This is a genomic window from Streptococcus parasanguinis (assembly GCF_001073155.1).
Taxonomy (GTDB): Bacteria; Bacillota; Bacilli; order Lactobacillales; family Streptococcaceae; genus Streptococcus; species Streptococcus parasanguinis_D.
This window is the reverse complement of the sequence record NZ_JVEE01000040.1, coordinates 32,535-59,350: the sequence shown is the minus strand read 5'-3', so window position 1 is coordinate 59,350 and position 26,816 is coordinate 32,535. Positions and strand designations below refer to the sequence as shown.

General features: G+C 41.4%; 27 protein-coding genes and 1 riboswitch. Of the genes, 2 read left to right on the top strand and 25 right to left on the bottom strand.

Annotation, left to right across the window (positions count from 1 at the left end; all coding sequences use genetic code 11):
• Window positions 1-56 precede the first annotated feature (56 nt).
• Window positions 57-1,420, top strand: a protein-coding gene (locus ADH92_RS10640) for an IS3 family transposase (RefSeq protein ID WP_148131347.1) whose coding sequence is annotated in 2 segments (ribosomal slippage) — window positions 57-498 and window positions 498-1,420 — 1,365 coding nt in all. Because the reading frame shifts where the segments join, the coding sequence is not laid out codon by codon here.
• Between the two features lie 238 nt (window positions 1,421-1,658).
• Here the strand turns inward: ADH92_RS10640 and ADH92_RS07130 are convergent.
• The 9 genes from ADH92_RS07130 to ADH92_RS07090 all read right to left on the bottom strand — a co-directional run bounded on the left by ADH92_RS07130 (window position 1,659) and on the right by ADH92_RS07090 (window position 9,396).
• Window positions 1,659-2,669 carry a DUF1002 domain-containing protein gene (locus ADH92_RS07130; RefSeq protein ID WP_049497941.1) on the bottom strand — a complete coding sequence of 337 codons (1,011 nt, stop codon included), beginning with the start codon at window positions 2,667-2,669 and terminating at the stop codon, window positions 1,659-1,661.
• A 238-nt stretch (window positions 2,670-2,907) separates the two neighbouring features.
• On the bottom strand, window positions 2,908-3,510 hold the full coding sequence (locus tag ADH92_RS07125; RefSeq protein ID WP_003001568.1) for a lysozyme family protein: 603 nt from the start codon (window positions 3,508-3,510) through the stop codon (window positions 2,908-2,910).
• Window positions 3,510-4,484 (bottom strand): nucleoid-associated protein, encoded by a 975-nt coding sequence (locus tag ADH92_RS07120; RefSeq protein WP_049497940.1) that lies wholly within the window; start codon window positions 4,482-4,484, stop codon window positions 3,510-3,512. Before ADH92_RS07120 ends, ADH92_RS07125 begins: the two co-directional genes overlap by 1 nt.
• A gap of 8 nt (window positions 4,485-4,492) precedes the next feature.
• Entirely contained in the window at window positions 4,493-5,749 is a 1,257-nt protein-coding gene (gene glyA, locus ADH92_RS07115; protein ID WP_049497939.1) for a serine hydroxymethyltransferase, read from the bottom strand.
• A 38-nt stretch (window positions 5,750-5,787) separates the two neighbouring features.
• Window positions 5,788-6,399, bottom strand: a complete 612-nt coding sequence (locus ADH92_RS07110) for an L-threonylcarbamoyladenylate synthase (protein ID WP_049497938.1) — start codon at window positions 6,397-6,399, stop codon at window positions 5,788-5,790.
• Window positions 6,386-7,222, bottom strand: a complete 837-nt coding sequence (prmC, locus tag ADH92_RS07105) for a peptide chain release factor N(5)-glutamine methyltransferase (protein WP_049497937.1) — start codon at window positions 7,220-7,222, stop codon at window positions 6,386-6,388. Before prmC ends, ADH92_RS07110 begins: the two co-directional genes overlap by 14 nt.
• On the bottom strand, window positions 7,222-8,301 hold the full coding sequence (prfA, locus tag ADH92_RS07100) for a peptide chain release factor 1 (RefSeq protein WP_037615289.1): 1,080 nt from the start codon (window positions 8,299-8,301) through the stop codon (window positions 7,222-7,224). Before prfA ends, prmC begins: the two co-directional genes overlap by 1 nt.
• A 9-nt stretch (window positions 8,302-8,310) precedes the next feature.
• Window positions 8,311-8,790: a GNAT family N-acetyltransferase gene (locus tag ADH92_RS07095; protein WP_003012071.1), complete on the bottom strand. Its 480-nt coding sequence runs from the start codon at window positions 8,788-8,790 to the stop codon at window positions 8,311-8,313.
• A 21-nt stretch (window positions 8,791-8,811) separates the two neighbouring features.
• Window positions 8,812-9,396: a thymidine kinase gene (locus tag ADH92_RS07090; RefSeq protein WP_049497936.1), complete on the bottom strand. Its 585-nt coding sequence runs from the start codon at window positions 9,394-9,396 to the stop codon at window positions 8,812-8,814.
• Between the two features lie 114 nt (window positions 9,397-9,510).
• On the opposite strand from ADH92_RS07090, the gene ADH92_RS07085 reads away from it, so the two are divergent.
• On the top strand, window positions 9,511-9,693 hold the full coding sequence (locus ADH92_RS07085) for a 4-oxalocrotonate tautomerase (protein WP_001117401.1): 183 nt from the start codon (window positions 9,511-9,513) through the stop codon (window positions 9,691-9,693).
• A 58-nt stretch (window positions 9,694-9,751) separates the two neighbouring features.
• Here the strand turns inward: ADH92_RS07085 and ilvD are convergent, their stop codons facing one another.
• The 16 genes from ilvD to ADH92_RS07005 form a co-directional block, all read right to left on the bottom strand.
• Window positions 9,752-11,470, bottom strand: a complete 1,719-nt coding sequence (gene ilvD, locus ADH92_RS07080; RefSeq protein ID WP_049497935.1) for a dihydroxy-acid dehydratase — start codon at window positions 11,468-11,470, stop codon at window positions 9,752-9,754.
• Between the two features lie 121 nt (window positions 11,471-11,591).
• The gene (locus tag ADH92_RS07075) at window positions 11,592-12,935 is read right to left on the bottom strand and encodes an MATE family efflux transporter (RefSeq protein ID WP_049497934.1); all 1,344 of its coding nucleotides are present in this window, start codon (window positions 12,933-12,935) and stop codon (window positions 11,592-11,594) included.
• Between the two features lie 113 nt (window positions 12,936-13,048).
• Entirely contained in the window at window positions 13,049-14,308 is a 1,260-nt protein-coding gene (locus tag ADH92_RS07070) for a nucleobase:cation symporter-2 family protein (protein ID WP_049497933.1), read from the bottom strand.
• Window positions 14,308-14,889 (bottom strand): xanthine phosphoribosyltransferase, encoded by a 582-nt coding sequence (locus ADH92_RS07065; RefSeq protein WP_049497932.1) that lies wholly within the window; start codon window positions 14,887-14,889, stop codon window positions 14,308-14,310. Before ADH92_RS07065 ends, ADH92_RS07070 begins: the two co-directional genes overlap by 1 nt.
• 89 nt (window positions 14,890-14,978) lie before the next feature.
• A riboswitch (purine riboswitch) is annotated at window positions 14,979-15,074 on the bottom strand.
• Window positions 15,064-16,047 carry a GMP reductase gene (gene guaC / locus ADH92_RS07060; protein WP_049473228.1) on the bottom strand — a complete coding sequence of 328 codons (984 nt, stop codon included), beginning with the start codon at window positions 16,045-16,047 and terminating at the stop codon, window positions 15,064-15,066. It overlaps the preceding riboswitch by 11 nt.
• A gap of 181 nt (window positions 16,048-16,228) precedes the next feature.
• On the bottom strand, window positions 16,229-16,954 hold the full coding sequence (locus tag ADH92_RS07055) for an alpha/beta fold hydrolase (RefSeq protein ID WP_049497931.1): 726 nt from the start codon (window positions 16,952-16,954) through the stop codon (window positions 16,229-16,231).
• Window positions 16,955-17,071: 117 nt separating this feature from the next.
• Entirely contained in the window at window positions 17,072-17,506 is a 435-nt protein-coding gene (locus tag ADH92_RS07050) for a hypothetical protein (RefSeq protein ID WP_049497930.1), read from the bottom strand.
• 165 nt (window positions 17,507-17,671) lie between these two features.
• The gene (locus tag ADH92_RS07045) at window positions 17,672-18,145 is read right to left on the bottom strand and encodes an ADP-ribosylglycohydrolase family protein (protein ID WP_239681858.1); all 474 of its coding nucleotides are present in this window, start codon (window positions 18,143-18,145) and stop codon (window positions 17,672-17,674) included.
• Window positions 18,146-18,302: 157 nt separating this feature from the next.
• Window positions 18,303-18,638, bottom strand: coding sequence for a hypothetical protein (locus ADH92_RS07040; protein ID WP_024055827.1), 336 nt, complete (start codon window positions 18,636-18,638; stop codon window positions 18,303-18,305).
• A gap of 522 nt (window positions 18,639-19,160) precedes the next feature.
• Complete coding sequence (locus ADH92_RS07035) at window positions 19,161-19,778, bottom strand: SAP domain-containing protein (protein WP_049497929.1); 618 nt, start codon at window positions 19,776-19,778, stop codon at window positions 19,161-19,163.
• Between the two features lie 712 nt (window positions 19,779-20,490).
• Window positions 20,491-20,688, bottom strand: a complete 198-nt coding sequence (locus ADH92_RS07030) for a Sec-independent protein translocase subunit TatA/TatB (RefSeq protein WP_003007243.1) — start codon at window positions 20,686-20,688, stop codon at window positions 20,491-20,493.
• Window positions 20,688-21,407: a twin-arginine translocase subunit TatC gene (gene tatC, locus ADH92_RS07025; protein WP_045759424.1), complete on the bottom strand. Its 720-nt coding sequence runs from the start codon at window positions 21,405-21,407 to the stop codon at window positions 20,688-20,690. The genes ADH92_RS07030 and tatC overlap by 1 nt, the downstream gene beginning before the upstream one ends.
• Window positions 21,394-23,079, bottom strand: coding sequence for an FTR1 family iron permease (locus ADH92_RS07020; protein ID WP_049497928.1), 1,686 nt, complete (start codon window positions 23,077-23,079; stop codon window positions 21,394-21,396). The genes tatC and ADH92_RS07020 overlap by 14 nt, the downstream gene beginning before the upstream one ends.
• Window positions 23,057-24,262, bottom strand: coding sequence for an iron uptake transporter deferrochelatase/peroxidase subunit (gene efeB / locus ADH92_RS07015; protein ID WP_049497927.1), 1,206 nt, complete (start codon window positions 24,260-24,262; stop codon window positions 23,057-23,059). Before efeB ends, ADH92_RS07020 begins: the two co-directional genes overlap by 23 nt.
• Window positions 24,263-24,267: 5 nt before the next feature.
• On the bottom strand, window positions 24,268-25,140 hold the full coding sequence (gene efeO / locus ADH92_RS07010; RefSeq protein ID WP_049497926.1) for an iron uptake system protein EfeO: 873 nt from the start codon (window positions 25,138-25,140) through the stop codon (window positions 24,268-24,270).
• A gap of 110 nt (window positions 25,141-25,250) precedes the next feature.
• Complete coding sequence (locus ADH92_RS07005; protein ID WP_049497925.1) at window positions 25,251-26,795, bottom strand: ClC family H(+)/Cl(-) exchange transporter; 1,545 nt, start codon at window positions 26,793-26,795, stop codon at window positions 25,251-25,253.
• Window positions 26,796-26,816 lie beyond the last annotated feature (21 nt).

The window sequence follows — 26,816 nt, the reverse complement described above, 5'->3', positions numbered from 1 at the left end:
TGAACTGCACCCCAAAAGTTAGACAGAAAAAATCTAACTTTTGGGGTGTTTTTATTATGAAATTGACTTATAAAGATAAAGTTCAGATCTATGAACTTAGAAAACAAGGATATAGCTTAGAGCAACTTTCAAATAAATTTGGGATAAACAATTCTAATCTTAGGTACATGATTAAATTGATTGATTGTTATGGAATAGAGTTCGTCAAAAAAGGAAAAAATCGTTACTACTCTCCTGAATTAAAACAAGAAATGATTGATAAAGTTCTACATGAAAACTGGTCTCAAGATAGAGTTTCTCTCGAATATGCTCTCCCAAATCGTGGTATGCTTCCAAATTGGATGGCACAATACAAGAAAAACGGGTATACTATTGTTGAGAAAACAAGAGGGAGAGTACCTAAAATGGGACGTAAACGTAAGAAAACTTGGGAAGAAATGACAGAACTAGAGCGGCTCCAAGAAGAGAATGAACGCTTACGTACCGAGGTGGCTTACTTAAAAAAGTTAAAAGAGCTAGAAGTCAGGGACGAAGCCTTACAACTAGAAAGGCAGAGACAATTAGAGAAATGGCTTCAGGAGGATTTCGACTAGATTTACTTCTTGAAGCGGCTCGTTTACCTCGCTCAACTTACTACTATCAGTTGAAGCAACTGGATAGGTTTGACAAAGATAAAGATCTTAAAGCTGAAATTCAATCTATTTTTACTGAGCACAAAGGAAATTATGGCTTTCGCCGAATGACTCTTGAATTGAGAAATCGTGGTTATGTGGTCAATCACAAAAGAGTTCAACGCCTGATGAAGGTCCTTGGTTTAAGTGCTCGAATTCGTCGTAAACGGAAGTATTCTTCATACCAAGGAGAGATTGGAAAGAAAGCAGCCAACCTTATTCAACGCCAATTTGAAGCATCCAAACCAATGGAAAAGTGCTACACAGATGTGACAGAATTTACCATTCCAGCAAGCAGTCAAAAACTCTATTTATCGCCGGTTTTAGATGGCTTTAATAGCGAAATTATCGCCTATAATCTTTCGACTTCACCAAATTTAGAACAAGTGAAATCTATGTTAGACCAGGCCTTCAGTGAGGATCATTACACAAATACTATTCTCCATAGTGACCAAGGATGGCAGTATCAACATCAGTATTATCATCATTTTTTAGAGGATAAAGGAATCCAACCGTCCATGTCACGTAAAGGAAACAGCCCAGATAATGGCATGATGGAGTCCTTCTTTGGCATTCTTAAGTCTGAGATGTTTTACGGTTATGAGAAGACATTTCACTCACTTGAGCAATTGGAGCAAGCTATTGTAGACTATATTGATTATTACAACAACAAACGAATTAAGGTAAAACTAAAAGGACTCAGTCCTGTGCAATACAGAACTAAATCCTTTGATAAATTAATTGTCTAACTTTTTGGGGTCAATACAGGTCCGGGGGACCTTTTTTTCACGAGCTTAAAATTAGTCAAGCGAGTTTAAAAGTCTGGGGGGACCTTGATTCACAAGCCAATAATTAGCAAAGCGAGTTTTAAGGTCCAGTGGACCTTTTTTTATGAGCTTAACATAAAATTTCTAATTGAGTATAAAAATAGGAAACGACACACAAAAAGCACTCTGACTTATTGTCTGCAGTGCTTTCGTGCTATTTTTAGCCAACTAAACCACTAAAGAATTTAACAATTGCATTCCAGATGGCTCCGAAGAAGCCAGCAATGGCATTCCACGCATTTGTGAAGAAGTTTCCACTGTCTTTTAGAATAGCATTTGTATCAAATTTGAGATTGATATTATTAAAGGTATCGCCTGCCTTGTCTACGATACTATCTTTCAGATCCGACAAGGTCTTCGTAAAGCTTTTGCTACTGATGACGCTACTCTTTGAAAGATTCACTGCGAAATTCACGATCAAATTGATCTGGTTACCTGTCACAGTTGTATCCAGCTTATAATTTTTCAGTGTTTCTTCGACGATCTTTCGAATATCATCCTTGCTTAAATCCTGATTGTTCTGTTTGGCATTGGCTACTGCTGTTTTAATGTCGGTCAATGCTACGTTTAACTTATCCGCATCGAAGTTTTTCTTTCCCGCGTTCTCTTCATTGATCCCTGATAGAGTCTTTAACTCTTCTTGGGCTAGATCCTTGCTTTCTTGAGAAACCTTGGCACCATTTTTCTCAAGCGAGTAATAGATCCCAGCTAAGGCACTTTCTCCGGTCACTTGGATAGGGGAAGCTACTGTAATTTGAGCATGCTCCAATCCAAGTGTAACGGCTGCATTACGATACATATCTGCAGTGACCTTGGTGATGTTTTGAGGCGTCACGATATTCACTTCTAGTGGCTTATTTTTACCTAATTTTTGAATTTTAACAGAGGAATACAGTTCTAAACTATCATCGTTGGCAACGTTCATAATCGAAGAATAAACCTCTGGTGTCATGGTCTTCCACTCCTCTTTATCTTTCGAACTATCGTAGTTCAAGAGACTTAAGGTTTGTTCGATTTGACTTTGGTCCAGCGAATAGCCCAAAACATAGTCTGGCTTGACATAGGTTTCATCAATGACTTTCTGCACATTGCTATCTGCGGAAACTCGCGGGATAGCGGTAAACAAGGCCAAAGTCGTCGTTACAAACAATGCAATCTTCTTTAATTTCATCTTTTTCTTCTTTCTAACTCAAATCAACTCTGGGCATCTCTTATAACCTTTCTCACCTCACTAGAGATGAAAAAAGAAGTAAATAAAGAGTTTACCCACTTCGATTTTCATTATACAGTTGATTTCTTAAAACTAGCTTACAGTTTTTTTAAGAATGCATGACATTTTTATTTTCCCTAAAAACCGGAGGCAGAACTGATCAGCTTAAAAAAGAGCCAATTGGCTCTCTGGAAAATGATTAAAACCATGAAAATAACTTCATAATCGTCATATTGGTTTCTACTAAACGAGAATAATAAATGTTCCCCCCATTAATGTAGAGTTCCATCCCGTTCAAAAGAGAGATAGGGTGGAGGTAAAGATAAGTTTCACCGGTTACATTGCCAAGACTTGGTGCTACTACATCCCGTGAATAAGCGCGGGCCAACTCTAGGGAATTTGTTCCACCGTGTTTGGCGACGTAATCGATGTAGTCTTTCCCGAAATTATAGGCTTGAACCGCGGTCCAGCCATCAACGCCTTTTTTCTTGGCTTCTTTTAACTCATCTGAAAGAGTTTGAATTCCTTGGCGAATGCTGGCCTTATTATCACTAATAGTATTGGTCTCACCACTTGCACTCTCACTCGCCTGCATGACATCGTCTTCTCGACCTTTGGTCTCCGTATAGATCATAGCAAGAATGAGATTTTCATTGGCCGTGGTGTCCTCTTCAGCAAGGACTTCTCTAACTAGGGAGCGGTACTGCATGACTTGTTTGACGTCATGATGGATCTGAATTCCCTTGTAGATTCCAAATATTAGTAAGATGAATAAGAAGATCTTCACTATACGTTTAATCATTATTTACTCTGTATATCCTCAATATTTTTGATCAAAATAGAATAGGTTCCGTTCTCGTTTAGAATAAATTCAACAGATTCGGCATCTTCATAGACATTATTCGGAACGATCAGTTCAATTCCATTTGACAATGACAATTTCTGATTTTCGAACTTCTTCAACTGGCGACTTGCATCAATTTCTTCAAAGGTGACAGGCTCTGGTACAGCTTCTTTGACTTGGTCAATAAAACTGAGGCGAGCTGTCAGATTGTCGGCGAAGAGATCATCCGCTAATTTCTCTGGAGAGAGTTTATTTTCTTCCTCAATATGGTTAAAAATAGCTGATTTAACCTTTGATTGAAATTGAAAATCATCTGTGTTAAAGCTTTCCGCAATCTTCTGGGCTGTTTTTTCCAGTGCCTTGATCGATTTTTTAGGAGAGATCTTGGGTTGCGCCTGCAACAAATTCTCAGAAAAATAGTTCAAGAAAGTCCCGTTGTACTTGATCCGTTTTTCAATCAAGTGGTATTTGCGGCTTTGAAGATTGATGACCAAAGCTTCATCTGCACCAGTCCCAAAACCAGGCAGATTATTTTGCGTCAGCTTAATCGGATTGTCAAATTCACCGCCAAGATGCGTCAAGGTTTCTCGTAAAGCGATCCGAAGAAAGGCAAAATGGTCCACCCCTTCTTTTGAGAATTTAATGAACACCAAATCGTTGGTCTTTTGATTCTCAGAGACGACAAATTCTTCCTTCCAACGATTCGCTACTGCGACTGAAGTTTCTAATAGGTCATTTGAAATCAACTCAAGAAAAGGATTGTCCTCTTCGAAAATACCAGTCCTGGCTTCATCAGAATAAACCCTTTCAATCTTCTTACGCAAGTATTCCTCGATTTTAGGCGTGATATTGAGAAATTTATCTGCCAGATAGAGATCGGTATCGTCTGGGCTAAATTGATGAATGATGGCTTTTTTTACGTAAATATCCATAAGATGGTTTAGTCCTCGTAAAGTGGAAAGGCGTCTGTCAAGGCTTTGACTTGGCTACGCACTTCGTCTAATACTTCTTGCTTGTCCGCATTTTTCAGCGCTTTGATCATGAGTTCAGCAACGGTGCGACTTTCTTTTTCACCAAAACCACGAGCGGTGATAGCTGCTGCACCAATCCGAATCCCACTTGTCTTAAATGGAGACAAGGTTTCATAAGGAATAGAGTTCTTGTTGAGGGTAATATTGACTTCATCCAACAAGTTTTGCGCCACTTTTCCGTTTTCAACGACTTTAGTGACGTCAACAAGGAAAAGGTGGTTCTCTGTTCCGCCTGAAATGACACGGAAATCAGGATCTTGCAAGAAGACATCAGCCATGGCCTGACTGTTCTTAATTACGTTAGCTGCATACTCTTTAAAGGCAGGATCCAAGGCTTCTTTGAATGCGACAGCTTTGGCTGCAATGACATGCTCCAACGGTCCTCCTTGAATACCAGGGAAAATAGCAGAGTTAATTTTCTTAGCTAATTCCTCGTCATTGGTCAAGATTAGGCCTCCACGAGGGCCACGAAGGGTCTTGTGAGTGGTCGTTGTCGTGATATGTGCATAAGGAACTGGACTTGGATGGAGACCTGCTGCCACGAGACCAGCAATATGGGCCATATCAACCATGAGCTTAGCTCCTACTGCATCTGCAATCTCACGGAATTTTGAGAAATCAATAATATGAGAGTAGGCTGAGGCACCAGCAACGATGAGTTTTGGCTTCACTTCTTGGGCTTGTTTTAAGATGGCGTCAAAATCCAAGAGCTCTGTTTCAGGATCTACACTATAAGACACAAAGTTATAGGTTTGACCAGAGAAGCTCACAGAAGCTCCGTGCGTCAAATGCCCACCGGCAGCTAGATCCATCCCCATGACAGTATCACCAGGCTCAATCAAGGCCATATAGGCAGCACAGTTTGCCTGACTTCCTGAATGCGGTTGAACGTTGGCAAATTTAGCACCAAAGATTTCTTTGGCCCGTTCGATCGCGAGACTTTCGACCACATCGACCACATCTGTCCCGCCATAGTAACGATGACCAGGGTAGCCTTCGGCATATTTATTGGTCAGAATAGACCCTTGAGCGGCCATCACTGCTTTAGAGACGACATTTTCAGAAGCAATCAACTCAATATTGTTTTGTTGACGCTCTTCTTCTTTAGCGATCGCATTCCATAGGTCTGCATCATAGGCTTTGTAATCTTCTTTATCAAAAATCATGGGTCTACTCCTTTATAAAAAATTATTTATGTACATTATCACTGAGGAAGTTCATCTTCCTCAAAGGAAAGTTCGGGCACTTGTGCAAGCAAATCAGCTTTGGTAATCGAACCTTGGCGCAAAATCCTGGCCTTGGAACCAGAGATATCTAGGATAGTTGAATCTTGACCAGTCAGAAATTCATCATCCTCTATACCAGGAACCACTTGATCAAACTCGCTTATAATAGCCTGATACTTTGTTCCACTTGCATGACCTGAAAGATTGGCCGAGGGACCAACTAAAGGACCGTATTTACGAATTAATTCCAACGTTTTTGGGTGAGCCGGAATACGGAAACCAACTGTATCCAATCCTGAATGAATCCAGTCTGGCACCTTGTCATTTGCTTGAAGAATAATAGTCAGAGGCCCTGGTAAAAATGAATCAATCAGTTTTGATAAATAACTAGGTTGATTTTTCGAATAAATTCGAATTGTTTTTTCATTGGCTACATTTAAATTGAGAGCCTTTTCTCTCGGTCTACGTTTTATTTCGTAAATATAATCAACTGCCTCTTGATTCAAAGCTTTGGCAAAAATACCATAGACTGTTTCAGTTGGCAGAATAACCGCACGTCCTGCTTCTAATTCTTTCTCAATGTGATCCATTGTCTACTACTACCATTCTATCTTGTCCAAATTGGTCTTTCAGAACGCGAACGCGTTTGTCGGGAAATGCCTCTTGAAAGAGCTCTTTTACTTTATTTCCTTGCTTATAGCCAATTTCTAGGTAAATCTTACCATCTGCTGTTAAAACACTTGGTGCTTGTTGGGCAATCTTTTCGTAGATGGCATATCCATCACGGTCCGCAAAAAGAGCTAAGTGGGGTTCAGAGGCTAAAACATTGGCTCCGACTTCTTCTACATCATCATGAGAGATATAGGGAGGGTTGGACACAATCAGGTCATAAGGACCTTCTAGTTCGTCCAGTACATCTGACGACTTGAATTCAAGGACAGCTTCTAATTGCTTGGCATTTTCTTGAGCCAGGGCTAAAGCCTCTTCTGAGACATCACTAGCTTGAACCTGCCAGGTAGATCTAGCGAGGGCTAGGCTAATGGCAATGGCCCCACTTCCTGTTCCGATATCCAGAACTTGTAAGGTATCCCCATCATTTTCTTCCAGAATGAGAGCGACCAATTCTTCCGTTTCAGGTCGTGGAATCAGCACGCGCTTATCAACCGTAAAAACATGGCCACAAAATTCGGCGCTCCCAATAATATACTGGGAAGGGACGTGATGTTTCAACTGCTCAAAGATGGAATCAAGCAAGGCCTGATCCTCTACTTCCACTTCTTTTTGCAAGGCAAGGACAAAGTCTGTAAGGGTCCAGTTTTTTAAAGCACGATACGCGAAGGAGAGGCTTTCTGCTTCCTCTCCAACGGCTATTAATTCTTCTTCATACTGGGCTAATAATGGTCCCAACAACATTATTTGTTCAACTCTTCTAATTTTTGTGTTTGATCATACAAGACCAAAGCATCGACCACTTCATCTAATTTACCAGATAAGATGGTGTCCAGTTTTTGAAGGGTCAAGCCAATCCGGTGATCAGTCACACGGTTTTGAGGGAAGTTGTAAGTCCGGATCCGCTCTGAACGGTCACCAGTCCCGATCGTAGACTTCCGCTCAGCGTCTTGCTCGTCTTGGGCAATCTGAGCAAAGTGGTCAGCCACACGCGCACGGATGATCTTCATGGCTTTTTCGCGGTTCTTCTGTTGGGTCCGTTCTTCCTGCATCTCAACCTTGATATTGGTTGGCAAGTGGACGATACGAACGGCTGTTGCGACCTTGTTGACGTTCTGTCCACCCGCACCAGATGCGTGATAGATGTCAATCCGAAGGTCTTTTGGATCGATGTCGTACTCGACTTCTTCGATTTCTGGCATGACCAGAACTGTGGCAGTCGAAGTATGGACACGACCTTGGCTTTCTGTCACAGGAACTCGTTGCACCCGGTGGGCACCAGATTCATACTTGAGTTTTGAATAAACCGATTGACCAGAAACCATGGCTACCACTTCTTTGATCCCACCAACGCCATTGTAGGAAGCTTCCATGACCTCAAAGCGCCAGCCTTGGCCTTCCGCGTATTTTTGGTACATTTGTAAGAGGTCGCCAGCAAATAACTGGGCTTCGTCTCCTCCAGCTGCTCCACGGATTTCCAAGATAATGTTCTTGTCATCGTTTGGATCTTTTGGAAGAAGTAAGATCTTCAGTTTTTCTTCGTACTCTTCTTTTTCAGCCTTAGCATCCTTAAGTTCTTGCTTGGCCATTTCTTCCAAGTCCGCATCGCCGCCTGCTTCCTTAATCATTTCCTCAGCGTCAACAATGTTTTGAAGGACTTGCTTGTACTCTCGGTATGCTGTCACCGTATCACGAGTGGAAGCCTCTTCTTTTGAAAGCTCCATAAAGCGTTTGGTATCAGAGACCACATCTGGGTCACTCAGTAATTCTCCTAACTCTTCATAACGGTCTTCTACAGCTTGTAGTTGATCATAGATATTCATGTTTGCTCCTTAATTCTTGGTTGTTAGATCATAGATTGCTACAATTTCGTCTTCTATGACTTCGCCAGTTTCTTTAAATCCATAATGGAGATAGCAAGATCTCGCTTGATTATTTTCCGGTTCATAAGATAGCCAAAGACTTGTTGCTTTTCCAGCTGGCTCTGTTCGAACAAAGTCAATGACTGCATCCATAGTCGGTTTAAAATAGCCTAAACCTTGAAATCGTTTATCGATCATAAAGCGAAATAACAAGTAATTTCCCTTGCTGATCCCAATTTTCTGGTCATAGGCAATCATAACAAAACCAACTAATACTTCCTTATCATAAACTGCTAAGGGAGCTATAAAATCACCATTTTTATCATATACATAGGCTTCAGCTAAGCTAATGGAATTGGATGCAATAAAATTCCTTTGATTTGGATGAACTTCTAGATTTAAAACGTCAAAATAATTCTCTATCGTAATATCTTTTAAACAAATAGACATTATTATCCTCTCTAAAACGTTCTAGACGCTTTCGGTTGGTATGTCTGGATTAAAATAATGCTTGCGGCAAACCGAGATATAGGTCTCGTGTCCACCGATCTGGATCTGCTCTCCATCATAGACAGGTTTACCCGCTTGGGTACGCAAGACCATGGTCGCCTTGCGGGAACAGTATTGGCAAATAGTTTTGATCTCCTCGATCTTGTCGGCTAATAAGAGGAGGTGTTTGGAACCTTCAAAGAGTTCATTTCGGAAATCATTTTTGAGGCCAAAAGCCATGACCGGCACATCCAGTTCATCCACGACTCTTGCCAAGTCATAGACATGGTGTCGTTTCAAAAATTGAGCTTCATCGATTAAGACACAGTAAGGTTTGATTACTTGGTTTTTAATAAAGCCAAAGATATCCGTATCGTCTTCAATTGCAACAGCTTCTCTTTTCATACCGATCCGGCTAGAAACTACTCCAACTCCATCTCGTGTATCGATTGCCGAGGTCATGATGACGACGCTCTTGCCTTGCTCTTCATAATTATGGGCCACCTTCAAGATCTCAATGGTTTTCCCCGAGTTCATGGTCCCATATTTATAATATAATTGTGCCATTTTCCTTTTGTTCTCTCTAAAATGTGTTTCATTATCATTTTACCATAATTTTGCTAAGCTTTGTATCCCAAAATGTGATAAAATAGTCCTATAAAAAATTTAGGAGGTGGCCATATGCCATTTGTACGAATTGACCTATTTGAAGGACGCACCTTGGAACAAAAGAAAGCCTTGGCCAAGGAAGTAACCGAAGCTGTTGTCCGCAATACTGGCGCTCCTCAGTCAGCTGTTCACGTTATTATTAATGATATGCCTGAAGGAACCTACTTCCCTCAAGGTGAAATGCGCACCAAATAATGGTTCCACTAAAAAAGCCTTTCTTGCTTGTGATATCACATAGCAGGAAAGGTTTTTCTCATTTTTCTTGGGCTTGACGTTCTGCTTTCCGTTCTTCGAATTCTTCGTCACTCATCAAGGTTCCGCCGACATTAGCTGATTTAGCAAAGGCTGTATAGCGACGCAACCAACCGCTGGAAATTTTTGATTTGAAAGGTTTCAAATGTTTGCGACGTTCTGCAAGAGTTGCATCATCGACAAGTAGATCAAGGGTACGATTTGGTAGGTCAATCACGATTTCATCCCCATCTTCAATTAAGGCGATATTCCCACCTTCTGCTGCTTCTGGAGAAACGTGACCAATAGCAATCCCACGAGTAGCTCCTGAGAAACGACCATCCGTAATCAGTGCCACATCCTTACCAAGACCGCGTCCGACAATCTTAGAGGTTGGCGCTAGCATCTCTGGCATACCAGGTCCACCCTGAGGACCTTCGTAACGAATGACAACGACATGGCCCTTCTTAACTGTTCCATTGTCAATCAACTCAAGGGCTTGATCTTGTGAATCGCAACAAATAGCCTTACCGCGGAAAGTGGTCACAGATGGATCTACACCACCGACCTTGATGACCGCCCCATCTTGAGCAATATTTCCGTAAAGGATAGACAAACCACCTACAGGTGAAATCGGATGCTCAATTGGATGGATAATTTCTTCATTTTTGATTTCAGCGCCAGCTACGTTTTCTTTCAAGGTTTTACCAGTAACTGTGATACGATCACCCTTAATGGCACCTTTTTTGATCAACTGATTGATAATGGCTGGAACACCACCAGCTTCATGCACATCATGCATAGTGTAGACACTTGAAGGGGCAATTTTAGAAAGATAAGGTGTCTTTTTGGCAATCTCGTTGATATCTTTGAGATCATAGTCAATGCCTGCTTCACGCGCAATAGCGAGCGTATGAAGTACCGTATTGGTAGAACCACCCATGGCCATATCGAGCGCAAAGGCATCATCGATGGCTTCTTTGGTCACAATATCCCGTGGACGAATATCCTTTTTAATATTCTCTACCAATTGTTCGGCCGCTTGGCGAACCAATTCACGACGTTCATCTGAAACGGCTAGGATAGTACCATTTCCAGGAAGAGCAAGCCCTAATACTTCCATCAAACAGTTCATGGAATTGGCAGTAAACATACCAGAGCAAGAGCCACAAGTTGGACAAGCATTTTTTTCCAGGAAATCCAGCTCATCCATGCTCATATCACCAGCCTGATAAGTCCCTACTGCTTCAAACAAACTGGAGAGAGTCGCTTGATGCCCCGTCATGTCAACGCCACCCTTCATAGGTCCACCAGAACAAAATACAGCTGGCACATTAGTACGCATGGCCGCCAAAATCATCCCTGGTGTAATCTTATCACAGTTAGGAATGTAGAAAACCCCGTCAAACCAGTGGGCATTAATAACTGTTTCTGCAGAATCGGCAATCAATTCACGAGATGGAAGACTGTAACGCATCCCAATATGCCCCATGGCAATCCCATCATCCACACCAATGGTATTAAACTCAAAAGGAATACCGCCAGCCTCGCGAATAGCTTCCTTAGCAATATCTGCTAATTCACGCAGGTGAACATGCCCTGGAACGATATCAATATAGGAGTTACAAATTGCAATAAAGGGCTTTTGCATATCCTTTGCTGATTTTACTTGCCCTGTTGCATAGAGGAGACCACGCGCTGGTGCTCGGTCGATCCCCATTTTGATCATATCACTTCTCATCTTGTTCTCCTTCTAGTTCTTCATTTCTACCTCCTAATCTTACCACTTTGATATCAATTGTCAAGAACTTTCAGAAAATTTATACTATTTACGATACATAAAAAGCCTGGTTTCCCAGACTTTAGTTTGTTTGCTTTTTTTCGATCTGCCAGAGCCGAAGTTGGTAGCAAATACCACTCACGACAAGGCTAGAAATAAGACCGATCCAATAGGCATAGGGACCAAGATTGGTCACATGATCAAGGAAAATCCCTAAAGGAATAGAAATACACCAATAGCTAAAAACACCTAATAAGAATGGAACGGTTGTATCCTTATAACCCCGCAAAATCCCTTGAAGGGGTGCTGCAAAGGTATCAGCTACTTGGAAAAAGAGACTATAGGTCATAAAAATAGCAGTTTGCTGCACAAAGACTGGATCCTTGCCGTATAGTCCCGCCAGTTGGAAGCGGAATGTATAAAGAAAGACGAGGGTGACAATCGCAAAACCAAAGGCTGTCAACCGTCCCAAACGGCAATATTGTTTGACCACTTCTGGTCTTCCTGCTCCTAGTTCGTAAGATACGATAATAGCCATGGTACTCGAGATACTAACCGGGAAAGCATACATCAGGGTAGAAAAATTCATGGCCGATTGGTGACTAGCGATGGTGAGTGATGGGAATTTTGCCATTAACAGGCCAACCAGCGAGAAGATGATGACTTCTGCAAAAACAATTCCACCGATTGGAAGCCCAAGGCGCAGTACTTCTTTCATCCCTTTAAAATCATAAGGTTGTGGCTTCCACAATTGGAAAGATGCTACCTTAGGGTGCTTGTACAAGATCAAAAATGCAATAGCCAGCAAGACCCAGTAGGCCAGAGAGGTTCCAAGACCTGCTCCCGCTCCTCCCATCTCAGGAAAACCAAATGCACCATAGATCAAGATGTAGTTAAAACAAGCATTCAAAGGCAAGAGCAAGAGCATCAAGTACATGGATAGACGCGTCATTCCCAACGTATCAAGGAAGGTCCGCACGATACTAAAGAGCAACAAGGGTAAGATTCCTACAGAAAGGAAATATAAGTAGCGAATGGCTATTTGAGCAACAACATCTTCTAAGCCGATCTGCTTGAGAATCATTGGCGCAATCCCCCAGACAAAGCCTATTAAGAGAATGACCATAGCAAATGACATATAGAGGAATTGGTAAAAATCGCCAGCAATCCGTTCTTTATTTCCCTTGCCTAAGTGATGCCCGACAATCGGTGTCAGAGCAGAGACAATCCCGGTAAGGAATGTAAAAAAAGGATTCCACAGACTGGTAGCTGTAGAAACCCCAGCCAAATCAAGGGTTCGGTACTGACCGGTCATGGCTGTATCGACAAAGCTGGCTGAATAATTGGCCAATTGGTAGATCAAAATCGGCAAAAACAGACTCAAAAATAAGCGCAAGCGTTCTTTAAAGTGATAGGTTAAATACATGATTCTAACTCTCTTCTCATCAAATAAGATTTTCTCCTCTTCCACTCTACTATATGTTTTCTTAAAAGTCAAAAAAACCGAAGATCCAAGGACCTCCGGTAAATTTGAGATAATTATTTATTGCGGTTTAAAATCGCATTGAGAACGATCGCTAAGACACTGGCAACGACAATCCCGTTTGCAAAGAACATTTGGAATCCTGTTGGAAGGCCATTAAAGAGGGTACTGTTATTCAAGCCAACCCCTGCTGCAATCGATACAGCTGCGATGAGGAAATTGTGCTCATTGTGTTCAAAATCAACACGCGCAAGAATCTGCATCCCTTGAATAGATACAAAACCAAACATGACCAGCATAGCTCCACCAAGAACTGGGCTTGGGATGATTTGTGCTAAAGCTCCAAACTTTGGAAGGAGACCGAGTAGAACAAGGAAACCAGCCGCATAATAGATTGGAAGACGAGTCTTGATACCAGACAATTTCACTAAACCAACGTTTTGTGAGAATCCAGTGTAAGGGAAGGTATTGAAGATACCACCGAGAAGAACGGCCAACCCTTCAGCACGATATCCATTACGGAGGCGCGTGCTATCAATCGGATCTTTGGTAATATCTGAAAGTGCAAGATAAACACCAGTTGATTCGACCATGGAAACCGTCGCGATAATACACATCATTAAGATTGAAGTGATTTCAAACTTAGGAGCTCCAAAGAAGAATGGTGTTGGAACGTGAACGACTGGTGCTTGCGATACAGGTGTGAAATCCACCAAGCCCATTGAGGCCGCAATAGCAGTACCTGCGATCAAGCCAATCAAAATAGAGATAGATTTGATAAAGCCAGTCGTATAAATGTTGACCACAAGAATGATGAGAATGGTGATCACGGCTAAAATCAGACTTTGCACCGTTGGTTTGGCTGCGTTATTCCCCATGTTCCCAATCGCTACCGGAATCAAGGTCAAACCAATGGTCGTAATGACAGATCCCGTCACAATGGATGGGAAGAGGTTGGCGATTTTCGAGAAGAATCCTGAGACCAGAACCACGTAAATCCCTGAGACAATCAAGGCACCAAACATGGCACCACTACCATGGCTAGCCCCGATCATGCTGAGAGGTGCCACAGACTGGAAGGCAACCCCAAGGACTACTGGAAGTCCGATCCCAAAGTATTTATTGAGTTGCACTTGAAGGAAAGTTGCTACCCCACACATGAAGATATCTGTAGAGATGAGGTAGGTTAGTTGATGATCGTTATAGCCCAAAGCTCTTGCGATCATGATCGGCACCAAAATAGATCCCGAATACATAGCCAAAAGGTGTTGCAAGCCTAGAACGGATGCCTGTGAATGGCTTTCTTGTTTTTGCATTAGATGTCTGCCTCCTTAAATACAACCTGACCATTTTCAAAACGGTCCAAACGCGCGAGGGATACAACTGGATATCCCAACTCTTCTAGTAATCCCCGTCCATCTTGGAAGGATTTTTCAATGACGATTCCAACGGCTTCCACTTGAGCACCAGCTTGTTCGATGATCTGAATCAAGCCCTTAGCCGCTTGACCATTTGCTAGGAAATCATCAATAATCAAAACCTTATCCGCTGGATCTAAGAATTTACCAGCAATTGAAACCGTACTAGTGACTTGCTTGGTAAAGGAATAAACCTCAGCCGTCAAGATGCCCTCATTCATGGTAATGTTTTTCGCTTTCTTCGCAAAAATCATAGGGACATCTAGTGCTTCCGCTACATAAAGGGCTGGCGCGATCCCAGACGCTTCAATGGTGACGACTTTGGTAATACCCGCATCTTTGAACCGGTCCGCAAAGGTCTGGCCAATTTCTTTCATGAGTTTGAAATCCACTTGGTGGGTCAAAAAGGAGTCCACCTTGAGGATATTCTCACCTAAAACGTTACCATCTTTTAAGATGCGTTCTTCAAGTAATTTCATACTTCCTCCTACTTTCTATAAAATCCGTTACTTATCCACAAAACACAAAAAGGCCTGCAAAGCAAGCCTTGAATATCCTCTAACAAAAGGATTTATCTCGACTTACTTATTGTTAGGTGTTCCGGCACCTTGTAGAAACATCACGCCCATTCGTGAAATAAATAAGTAATTCAATTAGTGTGCATCGCCATTCCAGATGGAATTCTTAACGATCACATAGTCAACGTGTTTCAAATCTGCTAATTTTCGGCCTCCAGCATACGAGATCGAACTTTGCAAATCTTGTTCCATTTCTGTCAAGGTGTCTTGCAAATGACCCTTGGCAGGCAATAAAATCTTCTTGCCTTCGACGTTTTTATAAGCACCTTTTTGGTACTCTGAAGCAGATCCATAGTACTCTTTAAAAGACTCTCCATCGATCTCTATCGTTTTTCCAGGACTTTCGATATGACCTGCAAAGAGAGAACCAATCATGACCATAGACGCCCCGAAACGAATCGATTTGGCAATGTCACCATGGGTCCGAATCCCACCATCCGCAATAATTGGTTTTCGCGCTGCTTTTGAGCACCAGCGAAGAGCAGCCAATTGCCAACCACCTGTACCAAATCCAGTCTTAACTTTGGTGATACAAACCTTACCAGGGCCGATTCCGACCTTAGTCGCATCAGCTCCCGCATTTTCTAATTCACGAACAGCCTCAGGTGTCCCTACATTTCCAGCAATGACAAAGGTATCTGGTAATTCTTTCTTGATGTGTTGGATCATCCGAATGACACTATCCGCATGACCGTGTGCGATATCAATGGTAATGTACTCAGGCGCATCTGCCTTTAATTGACTCACAAAGTCGTATTCGTATTCCTTAACACCAACCGAAATCGAAGCGATCAAACCCTGCTCATGCATACGTTTGACAAAAGGAATCCGACCTGCTTCATCAAAGCGGTGCATGATGTAGAAGTATCCACCACGCGCCAACTGCTCTGCTACATTCTCATCCAAGATCGTCTGCATATTCGCAGGAACTACTGGAAGCTTGAAGGTATGCTTTCCGAATTGAACGGTTGTGTCTGCTTCAGACCGGCTATTGATGATACATTTGTTGGGAATCAACTGGATATCTTCATAGTCGAAAATAGGAAATTCATTTAACATCGATTGTAAAATCTCTTTTCTAAAAACTGACCTACCTATGCGCAAGCGCATCGCTACGTCTCTTGACGTTTCCTTGATAGATTATATCAAAGATACGGACTTAATGCAACGGGAATGATTTTATAGGAAATAACGTTCGGAAATTAAAAGATAAAACCTGTTTCAAAAAGAGAACCAGGTTTTATTTATGAACATTTTGGAGCCAATTGTTGACTTCTCTAGCTACAATTTCTGGTGCCTCTGTATACAGTTCGTGCCCCAAGCCTTCTAGTAAGACTTGCTGGATCTTGGGATCTAGTCGATTCAGAGCTACTTTCCTCCATTCAGGTTCTTCTTGGTATCGAGGGCCAATAAAGAGGACAGACTGGTCCGAAAGTGGAATCTGGTCAGCCTTGATGCTACGTCTCAAGCGCAATAAGGCCAAGACTTTTTCTAGATCTAGATTTAATTCATATTGTTCACTCGCTGGATTCCAGCGATAGCTAGCCTCTACTGCTTTTCGCGCTATAGGCGTAGGATCTGTTCCATCACCGAATTCTGCTAATACGGCTTCTTCCAATGTCGAAAAGACTTGCTGTTTCATGAAGGATGATGTACCTTCTAGCTCTTCCTTCAAAGGCAGGATCTTTTCCATATCCAGATAACCCCCATCCAAGAGAATCAGAGCCTTTATCTGAGGAAACTCTGAAGCAAGATAACGAGCCAAATCTCCACCCAAGGAATGCCCCAATAAACAGATCTCTTCCGCCTGGTCAATCTGACCTTGAAACCAAGCACGAAGATCTTTTTCTGTCTGAATCATTTCCCTGTAGGGATCTAGAAAGGTTACCGGAAAGCCGAGCTCATCGATAAGTGGCGCCAGATGGTAGCAATTGCCACCTAGGCCACCGATAAAATAATGCTTCATTGTTTCTTACCTTTTTTAATTTTATTATTAGTTACTTCATTGGTTAGCGCCAGTCTTTTCAATCCAATATTGTTGCTCTTTAGGGATCAACTGATCAAAACATCCTGAAAAAACTTTTCATCCGTTCGGAACATATCTTTCGTAGTTTTTCATCCCCAGATGGTTTGAATAAAACTCCTCTTTATCAAAATCGATTAAAAGATCCGGGAGTAAACCTTTTCCTTCAAAAATAATCTCTGAATGTAAGTCCTCACAATCTATTGAGCGTTTGATCATTTCGATCAATTCTTCAACCGTCACCTTCAGCCAATCATCTTTATACATTTCTAAGTAGCTCTCAAGATTGCTTTTTGTAATCACATGAAGATTCTGTTGAATCTCAGGTAAATAGGAGAAATCAACATTCAGACCTGCTTCCTGGTATGCCTGAATATATTTATCGATATCCATTGTCCACATATCGTTTGAACAAATATACCAGTTAAACTGATGATTTGCAATAACCCCAACAATATTTATTTCTGGTTTCTCTATCAATTGGTCTTTATCCACTAGTTTTTCTCCTCTTCTCCTATCTACTTGTTCCGAACTGACAATAGGGCTACTTACCAAGCATTATATATCTATGATACCGAATTATACTTTGACAAGCAAGTTAGTGACCGAGTCGCTAGCAAAAAAAGACAGCTAAAAGGGTTTAGCTGACTGATGTCATATCTAATAAAAATTTTTCTCTGCTAGATCATCTAGCAGAGAAAGCAAGTATTCCACATTCATAAATAGATCTAACTGACCTAGGCACTCTATCAATTTTTGACATTTTTCATCGATCAATTCTCTATTCACCAATTGTTGTCCCCATTTATCTGGAATACCTTCCAGTTTATAGAGAGCTCCAGCAAAGCTTCCTGTGATGCCACCAATCGTATCGGTGTCATTTCCGAGATTGACCGCTTTTAAAGCAGCTCCTTCAAAAGTCTCTGTTGTCCCTAGACACCAGAGACTAGCTTTCAGACTATCAACCACATAGCCTGTAGACATTATTTCTTCTCGTTGTTTTTGATAAAAATCCTTGTCAAATAGCTCTCTGAACTGATCTTGGTATTCTTTCCAGTATTCTGAATTAGCTCTCAAATAATCCTCTAACAGAGGTTGAAGGTCTTCTTGGAATTCTGTCAATATTTTGGACACATTTTGGGAGAAAAATTTGAAGGATAGCGCCCTCAGGTTGCTGGACCCCTTCTACGAGATTGTAAAATGAATTTTATAATCTCGTAGAAGGAGTGCTATTAACTAAGCAATTTGTTTTTCAAATTCATTCGGACTAAAAACTCTTTCTTCTTCAAGCTTATCCTCTACTACTGTTTTCTCTTGCCCATTCCGGGTTACTATAATAGCGTACATAGAAATTAGGTTTGCCACCAGCTTCATCAATTTTATCTTTAATGTTAATTTCTGAATGCGTGACTTCTCCTGTTTTTGTAAAATACTCTCCGATTTTACCCGTGCTATTTTGAAGCCCCCACGCTACATCATTTCCTTGAATGGCAGCTAAGAAGCCATGGTTCTGCACGAAGTTAAAGAATTCAGCAACAGTGAGGCTTTCTGGCACCTCGAATGTCATCTCATGGTTGTAAATATCATCTCCGGCACAAACTGAATCTCGATCAACTATAATTTTCATCTGGCCACTTCCTCTAATGAAATACTTGTTACTCCATTATACCATATCCGTATTCTATTTTCTTATATTCTATAAAACAAAAAAGCACTCTGCAGAAACAGAGTGCTAAGATCTTGTAAGTAATTCCAGTAACGAATTAACCTTTACTAAATTGTGATGCTTTACGAGCTTTTTTAAGTCTGGTTTGGAAAGTATGAGTTTCAGTTGGACTAAAAATAGCGTAATTTCAATATTCTATAGTTTTCAACTATCTTTTTATTTGCCCTGTTGAAAAATGAAGTGCAACACAAAAGACATGTTCATCTGATATACTAGAGTTGCGAAAAATAGGATATAGGAAGATTAGCATTTTGTCGTGTATATATTAGTGAGAGGCGTTTGAAATACTAGTTAGCAACTCTTGCGAGTTTTCCCTATTTATTGATAGCAATATAAATTGAAAATAGGCATGAAAAAGACGATAGATTTTTTATTTCTAACGTCTTTATTACTTTATATTCCGTTCGACAAACTTGAAATTGTTTACTTACAGTACTCCTCTATTTTGTAGCTATATTCTTTTAGAAGTCCCCGTGAATAAATTTTTTTATTTTTTGAATCTCTAACTTCATTCCAAAGGATAGCCGCAACTTTTAACTTGTTGGAGTAATGATTGCTAAATTCATCTGCACAAAAGTCTTTTAGAAATTGATTCCATTGGCAAGCTGAATTATCATACTTGGCGTAGTCTGACTCTCCATAGTATATTTTAATCATATCTTTGATTGTAAAATTTATGTTGTTGTCCCATTTTACTTTTCTCCAAGCAGTTGCCATATCAGCATTAAACTTAAACGGATTAACACCTGTTACAGCTGAAAAATAATCACGAAATTTCTGATTAAAGGAAAACCCACATTCAAGTAATGATGTATTTAGGGTTATTATTTCGGTTTGATTTTTGTTTCTTTTCCTCAAAAATTTTTCTACTCTATTTCCCTTAAAATATTGTTCTATAATATGATTTAATTCTTTTTTTGTACATCTGTATTCTAATCCAAGGTACTTACAAATTTGTGAAAGCTCTTCTCGATACCAGTAGTATCTGTTAAATTCTTCAAATGATTTAATATCTCTAAAATCAGGTCTATGTCCTTCCAAATGCTCACCTCTACAACTCCAAATTTATCTCATTATACCATAGATAATAAAAGTTATATCAATTTATACCCATGCCACATAAAGCTATAACAGAAAATATTAGAATCTTGTAATTACTGTATTTCTATTAAGCTTAACTTTCTTATAAAATAGATAAGAAAAACAAACGATATAGTCCATCACTAGTAACAAAAAATACTAGGAGTTGAAAGATATAAAAACATTGAAATGGAAAGCATAGCAATAAACAAAACAGTCAGTAAAACGATGGTTTTGTTGTGTTGTTTCACTTGCTTTCTAAATTCCTATTTTGACTTTGTCCGCTGACGTCCTTTGTATCTTGATTTAGTCATGGAACTTCTAAGAAGTTCGCTGACGTCCGTACTCACTTAAGGAAAGTTTTTATATGACTTTATCTTCAATCTGAGACCGTTAAAACCTCTTTGTTTTAATCTTTCTAACTGAATTGGATACAAAAAATCCACTCACACAGGGTGAAATGGATTGTTTCTTAATTAACGGTTCAACAAGAAATTGAACAATTTTTCGACAATTTTTACGACCAACCAGCATAAGAATCCGATATAGGTAAAATAGAAAATGAGTGACAAAATCGTAATAATCATGGTTTCCTCCTTCGTCGATTGCAAGTACTTTTCTTATTATACCTTTTTATGCAATCGAACTCAATAGAATTTTGAAAATTGTCTGATTATTCTTTTTCTTCTTTAGCTTCTTTGGTGTCTTGATCGGCTTCTTCACTGCCTTTGTTGACAGCTGTCTTAAATTCAGCAAACATTTTGCCGATGGACTGGCCCAACTCTGGCAGGCGTTTTGGTCCAAAAATCAAGAGGGCGCCCAGGATGATGATGATCAAACCTGGTGCTCCAATATCACGTAAAATTCCCATTAGTTTCTCCTTTTTCTTGAATAGATGACTTTACTGATGGCGACACTGACTTCAAATAAGAGGATCAAAGGGAGTGTCATGGCCAAGTCACTAATAAAGTCCGCTGGCGTCAACACGACGGCTAAGACCAGCAGGACAAAGTATGCGTAACGTCGGTAAGTTATTAAAAACTGTGGTGTCAAGAGCCCAATCGAGGTCAGAAAAGCAACCAAAACTGGTAACTCGAACAAGACCCCTAAAGGCAAGGTGGTGTGCCATAAGAAGGTTAAATAATTTTGTGCCGTCAATTGGGTATCAAACAGTCCTTCTCCCAAGCGCATCAAGACCTCTAAAATAGCTGGACTGACAAAGAAATAACCAAATGCAAGCCCCAGCACAAAGCAAATAAAGCTAGCTGGGATGTAGGCAAAGACTGCACGCGCCTCCTTCTCCTTCAAAGCCGGCCTTACAAATTGCCAAATCTGGTAGACAATAAAGGGCAAGGTCAGGCTAAAGGCTGTGAGATTGGCCAGCGATACATAGATCCAGAGGATATCATTCGGTCCCAGTACCAGCAGTTTTTGATGGAAGCTAGCAGTCAAGGCTTGGTAGAGTTCTCCACCAAATACAAAAGCCACCAGAAAGACGATAATATAACACAAGACCACTGCGATCAATCGTTTTCGAAATTCGACCAAATGTTCAACAATGGTCATTTTATCTGCTCTATTCTTTGCCATGTTGTTTCACCGTGATAAGGGCGATCAGGGCCACAAAGAGTAGTTGGGGAAGAAGAACTTCCCAGCTTGGATAGATCCCTGCCCAATCAATGGTAGGAAGTCCATTGACCAAATGACTCGATAGGATATTAGTCAACTGCAGGGCGTGGATGCTGACACCGAGCATCTTGAAGGCCAAGGCGTAAATCAACCAAGTCAGAATGAAAAAGATTCTGTGAGGTTGGATAGCTTGACTAGCCTTGGTCATAGCCACTGCAATGATGATGAGAACGGCTATAGCAAGCCCGATTCCCAGTAAGAAATTCGCAGTTGTAATCCGAGGAATGATCCCAACATAAAAGAGAATGGTCTCAGCCCCTTCACGAAAGACTGCTAAGAAACTGAGAGCAAACATAGAGACAAAGCTTCCTGTAGCCGTTACGGTCTTCATTTGACGGTCCATAAAGGCATTCCACTGTTTGACAGAGGACTTGCTGTGGAGCCAAATTCCGATGAGGATCATCATGACCACAGCAAAAATCCCAACACCACCTTCTATGATTTCCCGGTTAGACCCCGAAGTAACGGCTGGAAATGCTACTTGCAAAACAAGAGCGATCGCTGCACTGGCAAGAACACCAGCAATAGCTCCACCGTAAACCCATTTGAGGCCTTTCCTCATCTTAGTGGCTTTAAGGGTCGTTACAAGCGCCATGACGATCAGAAGAGCTTCTACTCCTTCACGCAGAAGAATTAACATGGCGTCAAAGACGTTGTAAGAAGCTGTCGTATCGATCGCAGACAGGTCCTTGATCAAGGCTTGTAATTTCTCTTGATAGGCCTTTTCTTTCCCCTTGACCATAATGACCGGGGATTCGCTCTCTACGCGCGTGTAGAGACTGGGATTGGTCGTGCTAACATCTCCCTCGATGGTTGGCCAGATCGTGATGAACTGCTTCATAGTCGCTGCAGCAGATTTATCGTCGCCGGATTGAAATTGGCTTTGCGCCTTCTCCAAAAGCTTGATCCCATCTTTCAACGTCAAATCCGTACTGGCACTGCTAATGGCTTCTCCTTTTACAAAGGCATCAATCCCAATTTTGAGGTCATTATAAGAGGACTGGATGTTAGTGAAATCAGTAGGCTCTGTTTCAATACTACTGCGCAAGAGCGAAATGGCCGTCTCGATTTTGCCATAGTAGGCTGTGCTGTGATCTCTTACCACCGCTTCGTTTCGCGTCCAGGTGTTATTGAGATCAGCATAGGTTTGACGGGTTTTATCCAGATCCTTAGCTGTAATGGCCTCTTGTAGGTTCTTAAAATAAGGTGCGAGCCGACTCACGAGTTTGTCTTTTTCCGCCTCTAAATCGACCGGATTTTGCTCTTTTTCAAAAGCCAGCAAGGCTGATGAGATCTTGGTAAGATCGTCTTTGGTTACCTCCCCTTTTATAGCCAGGGCTTGGTTAACTTTTTTCCCTGCCTTGGAATCATGGTGATCTTTGGATTCAAAATCAGCCTGAATCTCAGCGATTAATGCCTTGGCCTTTTTCTGGTCCTTATTTTGTACAGCGGTTGTTGCATCCGTGATCTTGATAAAGAGATCGCTATAAGACTCCGCAGCCACTGGATGAGTCCAGAACAAGGCAAGAAGGCCTAAAAGGATCAAGAGTTTATTCAAAGAGTGCTTGACCAAGATACCCTCCTTTCTCAACGCCTGCAAAGCAAGCAAAGAGTCCACTTCCGATATGAGTGATATACTCGTTCATTTTGTCTACTGCGCCCAAGTTGGTTTGGATTTTGACAAAGCTGTTCGGATCCTTTTGAAAGGCGATAAAGATCAAGCCTGCATCAAATTGCCCGGTTTGTTCATTGATGCCATCCGAATAGGAATATGACCGGCGTAAAATCGGTCGATCGACTTCTTTGGCCAAACGGACATGTGAATCAACTGGTAGTTTAGATAAATCTACTTCATCAAATTCGTTGGTTTTACCAAAGGGAGCACCGGACTCCTTGTAGCGACCAAAGGTATTTTCCTGTTCCTGCAAATTGGTTCGATCCCAAGTTTCCAAGTGCATTTGCACTAGGCGAAGAGCCATATAGGAACCACCCTTCATCCAGTCCTTGCTGTCAGTCCAGACGACCTTATCAAAGTCCTTCTCAGTCGTGACATTTGCTGTTCCATCCTTGAAACCAAAGAGGTTGCGGGGCGTTTCTTTTCGGTCACCAATAGCTGCAAATCCTGATTTGCTCCACTTCATGGTAATGGTATTGCGACCCTTACGAATCAGATTTCGTACCGCATGAAAGGCTACCTGCTCATCATCTGCACAGGCCTGAATGACGATATCGCCACCAGTGTATTTGTCCTGCAACTGCTCCTTTGGAAATGGAGGCAAATCACGAAAAAGTTTCGGACGTTTGGACTCCAAGCCCAGTTTCTTTAGAAAGGAAGCAGAAACCCCAAAAGTCAGGCTCAAGCGATAGGGGTTGAGTCCCACTGTTTCACCTGTATCTGTTGGTGGCAAGAAGGCATTGGCCCCATCTTTTTTGACCAACTCTCCTTCGACCAATTTACTACTATAATCAGTCCAGTCTTTAAAGAGCTGGATGACTTCTTTTTTGTCCGTCGTATGAAGATCTAATACAACCAAGTAGCAAGCCTTCTGCATTGGTGTCGTAATCCCTGCTTGGTGCTTGCCATAAAAGGAGACGTCTTCATCCCCATCATAAGCTTTTTTGCTGGAACTGTCTTGATTAGCGAAAAAAGCAGATGCACCAGAGAGGCCCAGCGCTAGACCAGCCCCTCCAATACCTGCTTTTTTAAGAAATTCACGACGGTCCATTTTTTTATCTAAAAATTTTTCGTCAGCCATGTTTCTTATTTCCCATCTAAAATCACACCCATTTGAGACAAAGGTTCACCAAGTTTGGTCACAGCTTCTGCCAATCCCTTGGTATCTTCCTTGGATAAATCTGTGTAAGACTTATAGTTTGAATCATCTGTCATGTGTTTGTCCAATAAAGCATTAACATTCTTGAATTCTGCTTCCAAGGTTTTAACCAATTTGGCATCTTTTTTCTCAATCAAAGGTTTAAAGAGAGAGAAGATCTTTTCAGCCCCTTCAATGTTTGCACGGAAGTCGTAAAGATCTGTATGAGAGAAGACTTCTTCTTCACCTGTAATCTTTTGCGTTGCCACTTCATTGAGCAGATCGACAGCCCCAGTCAACATGATATCCGGTGTAACTTCTACTGTAGCAATTTTAGCTTTCAACTCCTTGATATCGTTCACCAGTTGGTCAGCATATTTGTCTGTTCCATCTGTAGTATTGTTTTCCCAAAGGATACGCTCAATCCGGTGGAAACCTGACCAGCCATCTTCTGATTTATTTTCATCCACATAATCCACCAAGCGGTAGTCGATCTTGACATCCGATTCTCCGAAAGTTTCAGCGATCGGTTCGGAACGTTCATAGGCCATACGGATCAAGGGGTATTGCTTTTTGGCTTCTTCCAAATTCCCGTCTTTTAGGGTAGCTCGGAATCCTTCTGTATCCTTGAGCAATTGGTCAATTTGCATTTCAACAAAGTCTTTGTATTCAGCTGTCGCATTGTCCAAGGTCTTCTGGTCAGCCTTTGACAAGTGCACCGTTGAGCTGGTTTGCGTCTTTTGACTCGACTGTTTGCTAGTAGAATTTGCACACCCTGCTAAAAGAGCAACACTCAATAAGAGTAGACTATATTTTTTCATGAAAGACTTCTCCTCTTTTGTTCTTGGACTTATTTTACCAGATATTTTCTCATTTTTCAATAATTGTCTGAAAATTTAATAATAGAAAAACTTTTCTAAAAATCTGTCTTTTACAAAAGAATATCTTTGACCCGTCCGATTTCGGATTCTTTAACCACCACAAAGATGCTATCCCCTAGATACAAGCGAGTCGCGCCATTGACCGTATAGCTCTTACCGCTTCGCATTTGCGTGGTGATCAAGATATCTTGAGGGAGGTGCAGTTCATGAACTTGCTTACCTGCAATCTTTTCTGATACAGGGATCTCAATTAAAGTCAACTCTCCTTCTTCTTGCGCCTTATCCGGCAACAATTGCTCGAGCATGGCTTCATAGACTGGCGCTCCATGGAAGAGATCCATGATCATATAAGCCAGCAAGGTCACCATGCCTAGGGGCATTAAACTGCGAATATCACCGACCATCTCTGTTACTAAGATCATAGCTGTCAGAGGCGCTTTTGAAATAGCCCCAAAATACCCACTCATACCTAAAATAATGAAAAGAGGTAACTGATTTTGAGAGATAAAGCCAATGTTTTGGAGGAAGGTTCCAACGATGGCCCCTAAAAGTGATCCTAATGCTAGTATAGGCAGGAAGATGCCACCTGGTAAGCCACTACCATAGCTCAACATACTCCAGATGAAACGGATCGCAAAATAAAGAAGGATGGTCAGCACTGGATACGGTACTCGAGCTAAATCCAAGACCAATTGGTTCCCACCACCAAGAATTTGGGGAAGAAAATAGCCGATTGGAAGAATCAAGACAAAGGCAAATAAAGAGGAATAATGTGAAGTAACACGGAAAATCTTCTCTAGCAAACGATACAGGCGACCGATATTGAGAACCACTATTTCGTAGACATAACCCGCTGCCCCTAAAAAGACTCCAAGAAAAAGATAAATCCAGTACTGAGACAGATGGAGTGGCGGAATATTTTGTGGCATATGAAGCACTGGTGTTTGACCAAAGACATTGAGTGAAATAAAATTAGCCGTCAAACTAGCAGCCAAGGTTGAAATCCAAAAGAAGCGTGAAAAATGATGGTAGACCTCTTCAACCACAAATAAGAGCCCCGCTATAGGTGCATTAAAGGCAGCGGCAAGGCCAGCAGCAGCCCCACTTGCAATCAAAGACCGCTCCTCAACCGGACTGACCTTCAAATGATGGGCCACTCCTTTTCCACCCATTGCCCCTAATTGAATACTAGGACCTTCACGACCAAGCATCAAGCCACTTCCGATGGCCAAGACACCTAGAATATACTTCTTCCACAAGGTATCCCACCAGCTTACCGCCAATAGGCCCTTAAGCTCTGCTTCGACTTGCGGAATTCCTGATCCTTTGATATCCCGATTGGTGCGAATAAGTCGGCCAGCAATCAGTACGATCACCCCATACCCCAACAGCATCGCCAGTAAATAAAGTGGTTGACCAGACATCTCCTTGTAAACGCCTTGAACAAAATGAAAAATATGTTCGATCAAAAAACGAAAACTTGAGACGATGCAGCCCACAACGATCCCAACCAGAACACCTCTGACAATATGGGCCACAATTGAACTAGAGGCAAAATGAAATTCCTTTTTTAAGGCTTCTTCTTTAGCAGACATTCCCTAACTCCTTCAAACTCT

Coding starts and splice junctions, on each gene's coding strand:
- ADH92_RS07130 (WP_049497941.1), bottom strand. CDS start 2,669: ATGAAATTAAAGAAGATTGCATTGTTTGTAACGACGACTTTGGCCTTG.
- ADH92_RS07125 (WP_003001568.1), bottom strand. CDS start 3,510: ATGATTAAACGTATAGTGAAGATCTTCTTATTCATCTTACTAATATTT.
- ADH92_RS07120 (WP_049497940.1), bottom strand. CDS start 4,484: ATGGATATTTACGTAAAAAAAGCCATCATTCATCAATTTAGCCCAGAC.
- glyA (WP_049497939.1), bottom strand. CDS start 5,749: ATGATTTTTGATAAAGAAGATTACAAAGCCTATGATGCAGACCTATGG.
- ADH92_RS07110 (WP_049497938.1), bottom strand. CDS start 6,399: ATGGATCACATTGAGAAAGAATTAGAAGCAGGACGTGCGGTTATTCTG.
- prmC (WP_049497937.1), bottom strand. CDS start 7,222: ATGTTGTTGGGACCATTATTAGCCCAGTATGAAGAAGAATTAATAGCC.
- prfA (WP_037615289.1), bottom strand. CDS start 8,301: ATGAATATCTATGATCAACTACAAGCTGTAGAAGACCGTTATGAAGAG.
- ADH92_RS07095 (WP_003012071.1), bottom strand. CDS start 8,790: ATGTCTATTTGTTTAAAAGATATTACGATAGAGAATTATTTTGACGTT.
- ADH92_RS07090 (WP_049497936.1), bottom strand. CDS start 9,396: ATGGCACAATTATATTATAAATATGGGACCATGAACTCGGGGAAAACC.
- ADH92_RS07085 (WP_001117401.1), top strand. CDS start 9,511: ATGCCATTTGTACGAATTGACCTATTTGAAGGACGCACCTTGGAACAA.
- ilvD (WP_049497935.1), bottom strand. CDS start 11,470: ATGAGAAGTGATATGATCAAAATGGGGATCGACCGAGCACCAGCGCGT.
- ADH92_RS07075 (WP_049497934.1), bottom strand. CDS start 12,935: ATGTATTTAACCTATCACTTTAAAGAACGCTTGCGCTTATTTTTGAGT.
- ADH92_RS07070 (WP_049497933.1), bottom strand. CDS start 14,308: ATGCAAAAACAAGAAAGCCATTCACAGGCATCCGTTCTAGGCTTGCAA.
- ADH92_RS07065 (WP_049497932.1), bottom strand. CDS start 14,889: ATGAAATTACTTGAAGAACGCATCTTAAAAGATGGTAACGTTTTAGGT.
- guaC (WP_049473228.1), bottom strand. CDS start 16,047: ATGTTAAATGAATTTCCTATTTTCGACTATGAAGATATCCAGTTGATT.
- ADH92_RS07055 (WP_049497931.1), bottom strand. CDS start 16,954: ATGAAGCATTATTTTATCGGTGGCCTAGGTGGCAATTGCTACCATCTG.
- ADH92_RS07040 (WP_024055827.1), bottom strand. CDS start 18,638: ATGAAAATTATAGTTGATCGAGATTCAGTTTGTGCCGGAGATGATATT.
- ADH92_RS07030 (WP_003007243.1), bottom strand. CDS start 20,688: ATGGGAATTTTACGTGATATTGGAGCACCAGGTTTGATCATCATCATC.
- tatC (WP_045759424.1), bottom strand. CDS start 21,407: ATGGCAAAGAATAGAGCAGATAAAATGACCATTGTTGAACATTTGGTC.
- efeB (WP_049497927.1), bottom strand. CDS start 24,262: ATGGCTGACGAAAAATTTTTAGATAAAAAAATGGACCGTCGTGAATTT.
- efeO (WP_049497926.1), bottom strand. CDS start 25,140: ATGAAAAAATATAGTCTACTCTTATTGAGTGTTGCTCTTTTAGCAGGG.
- ADH92_RS07005 (WP_049497925.1), bottom strand. CDS start 26,795: ATGTCTGCTAAAGAAGAAGCCTTAAAAAAGGAATTTCATTTTGCCTCT.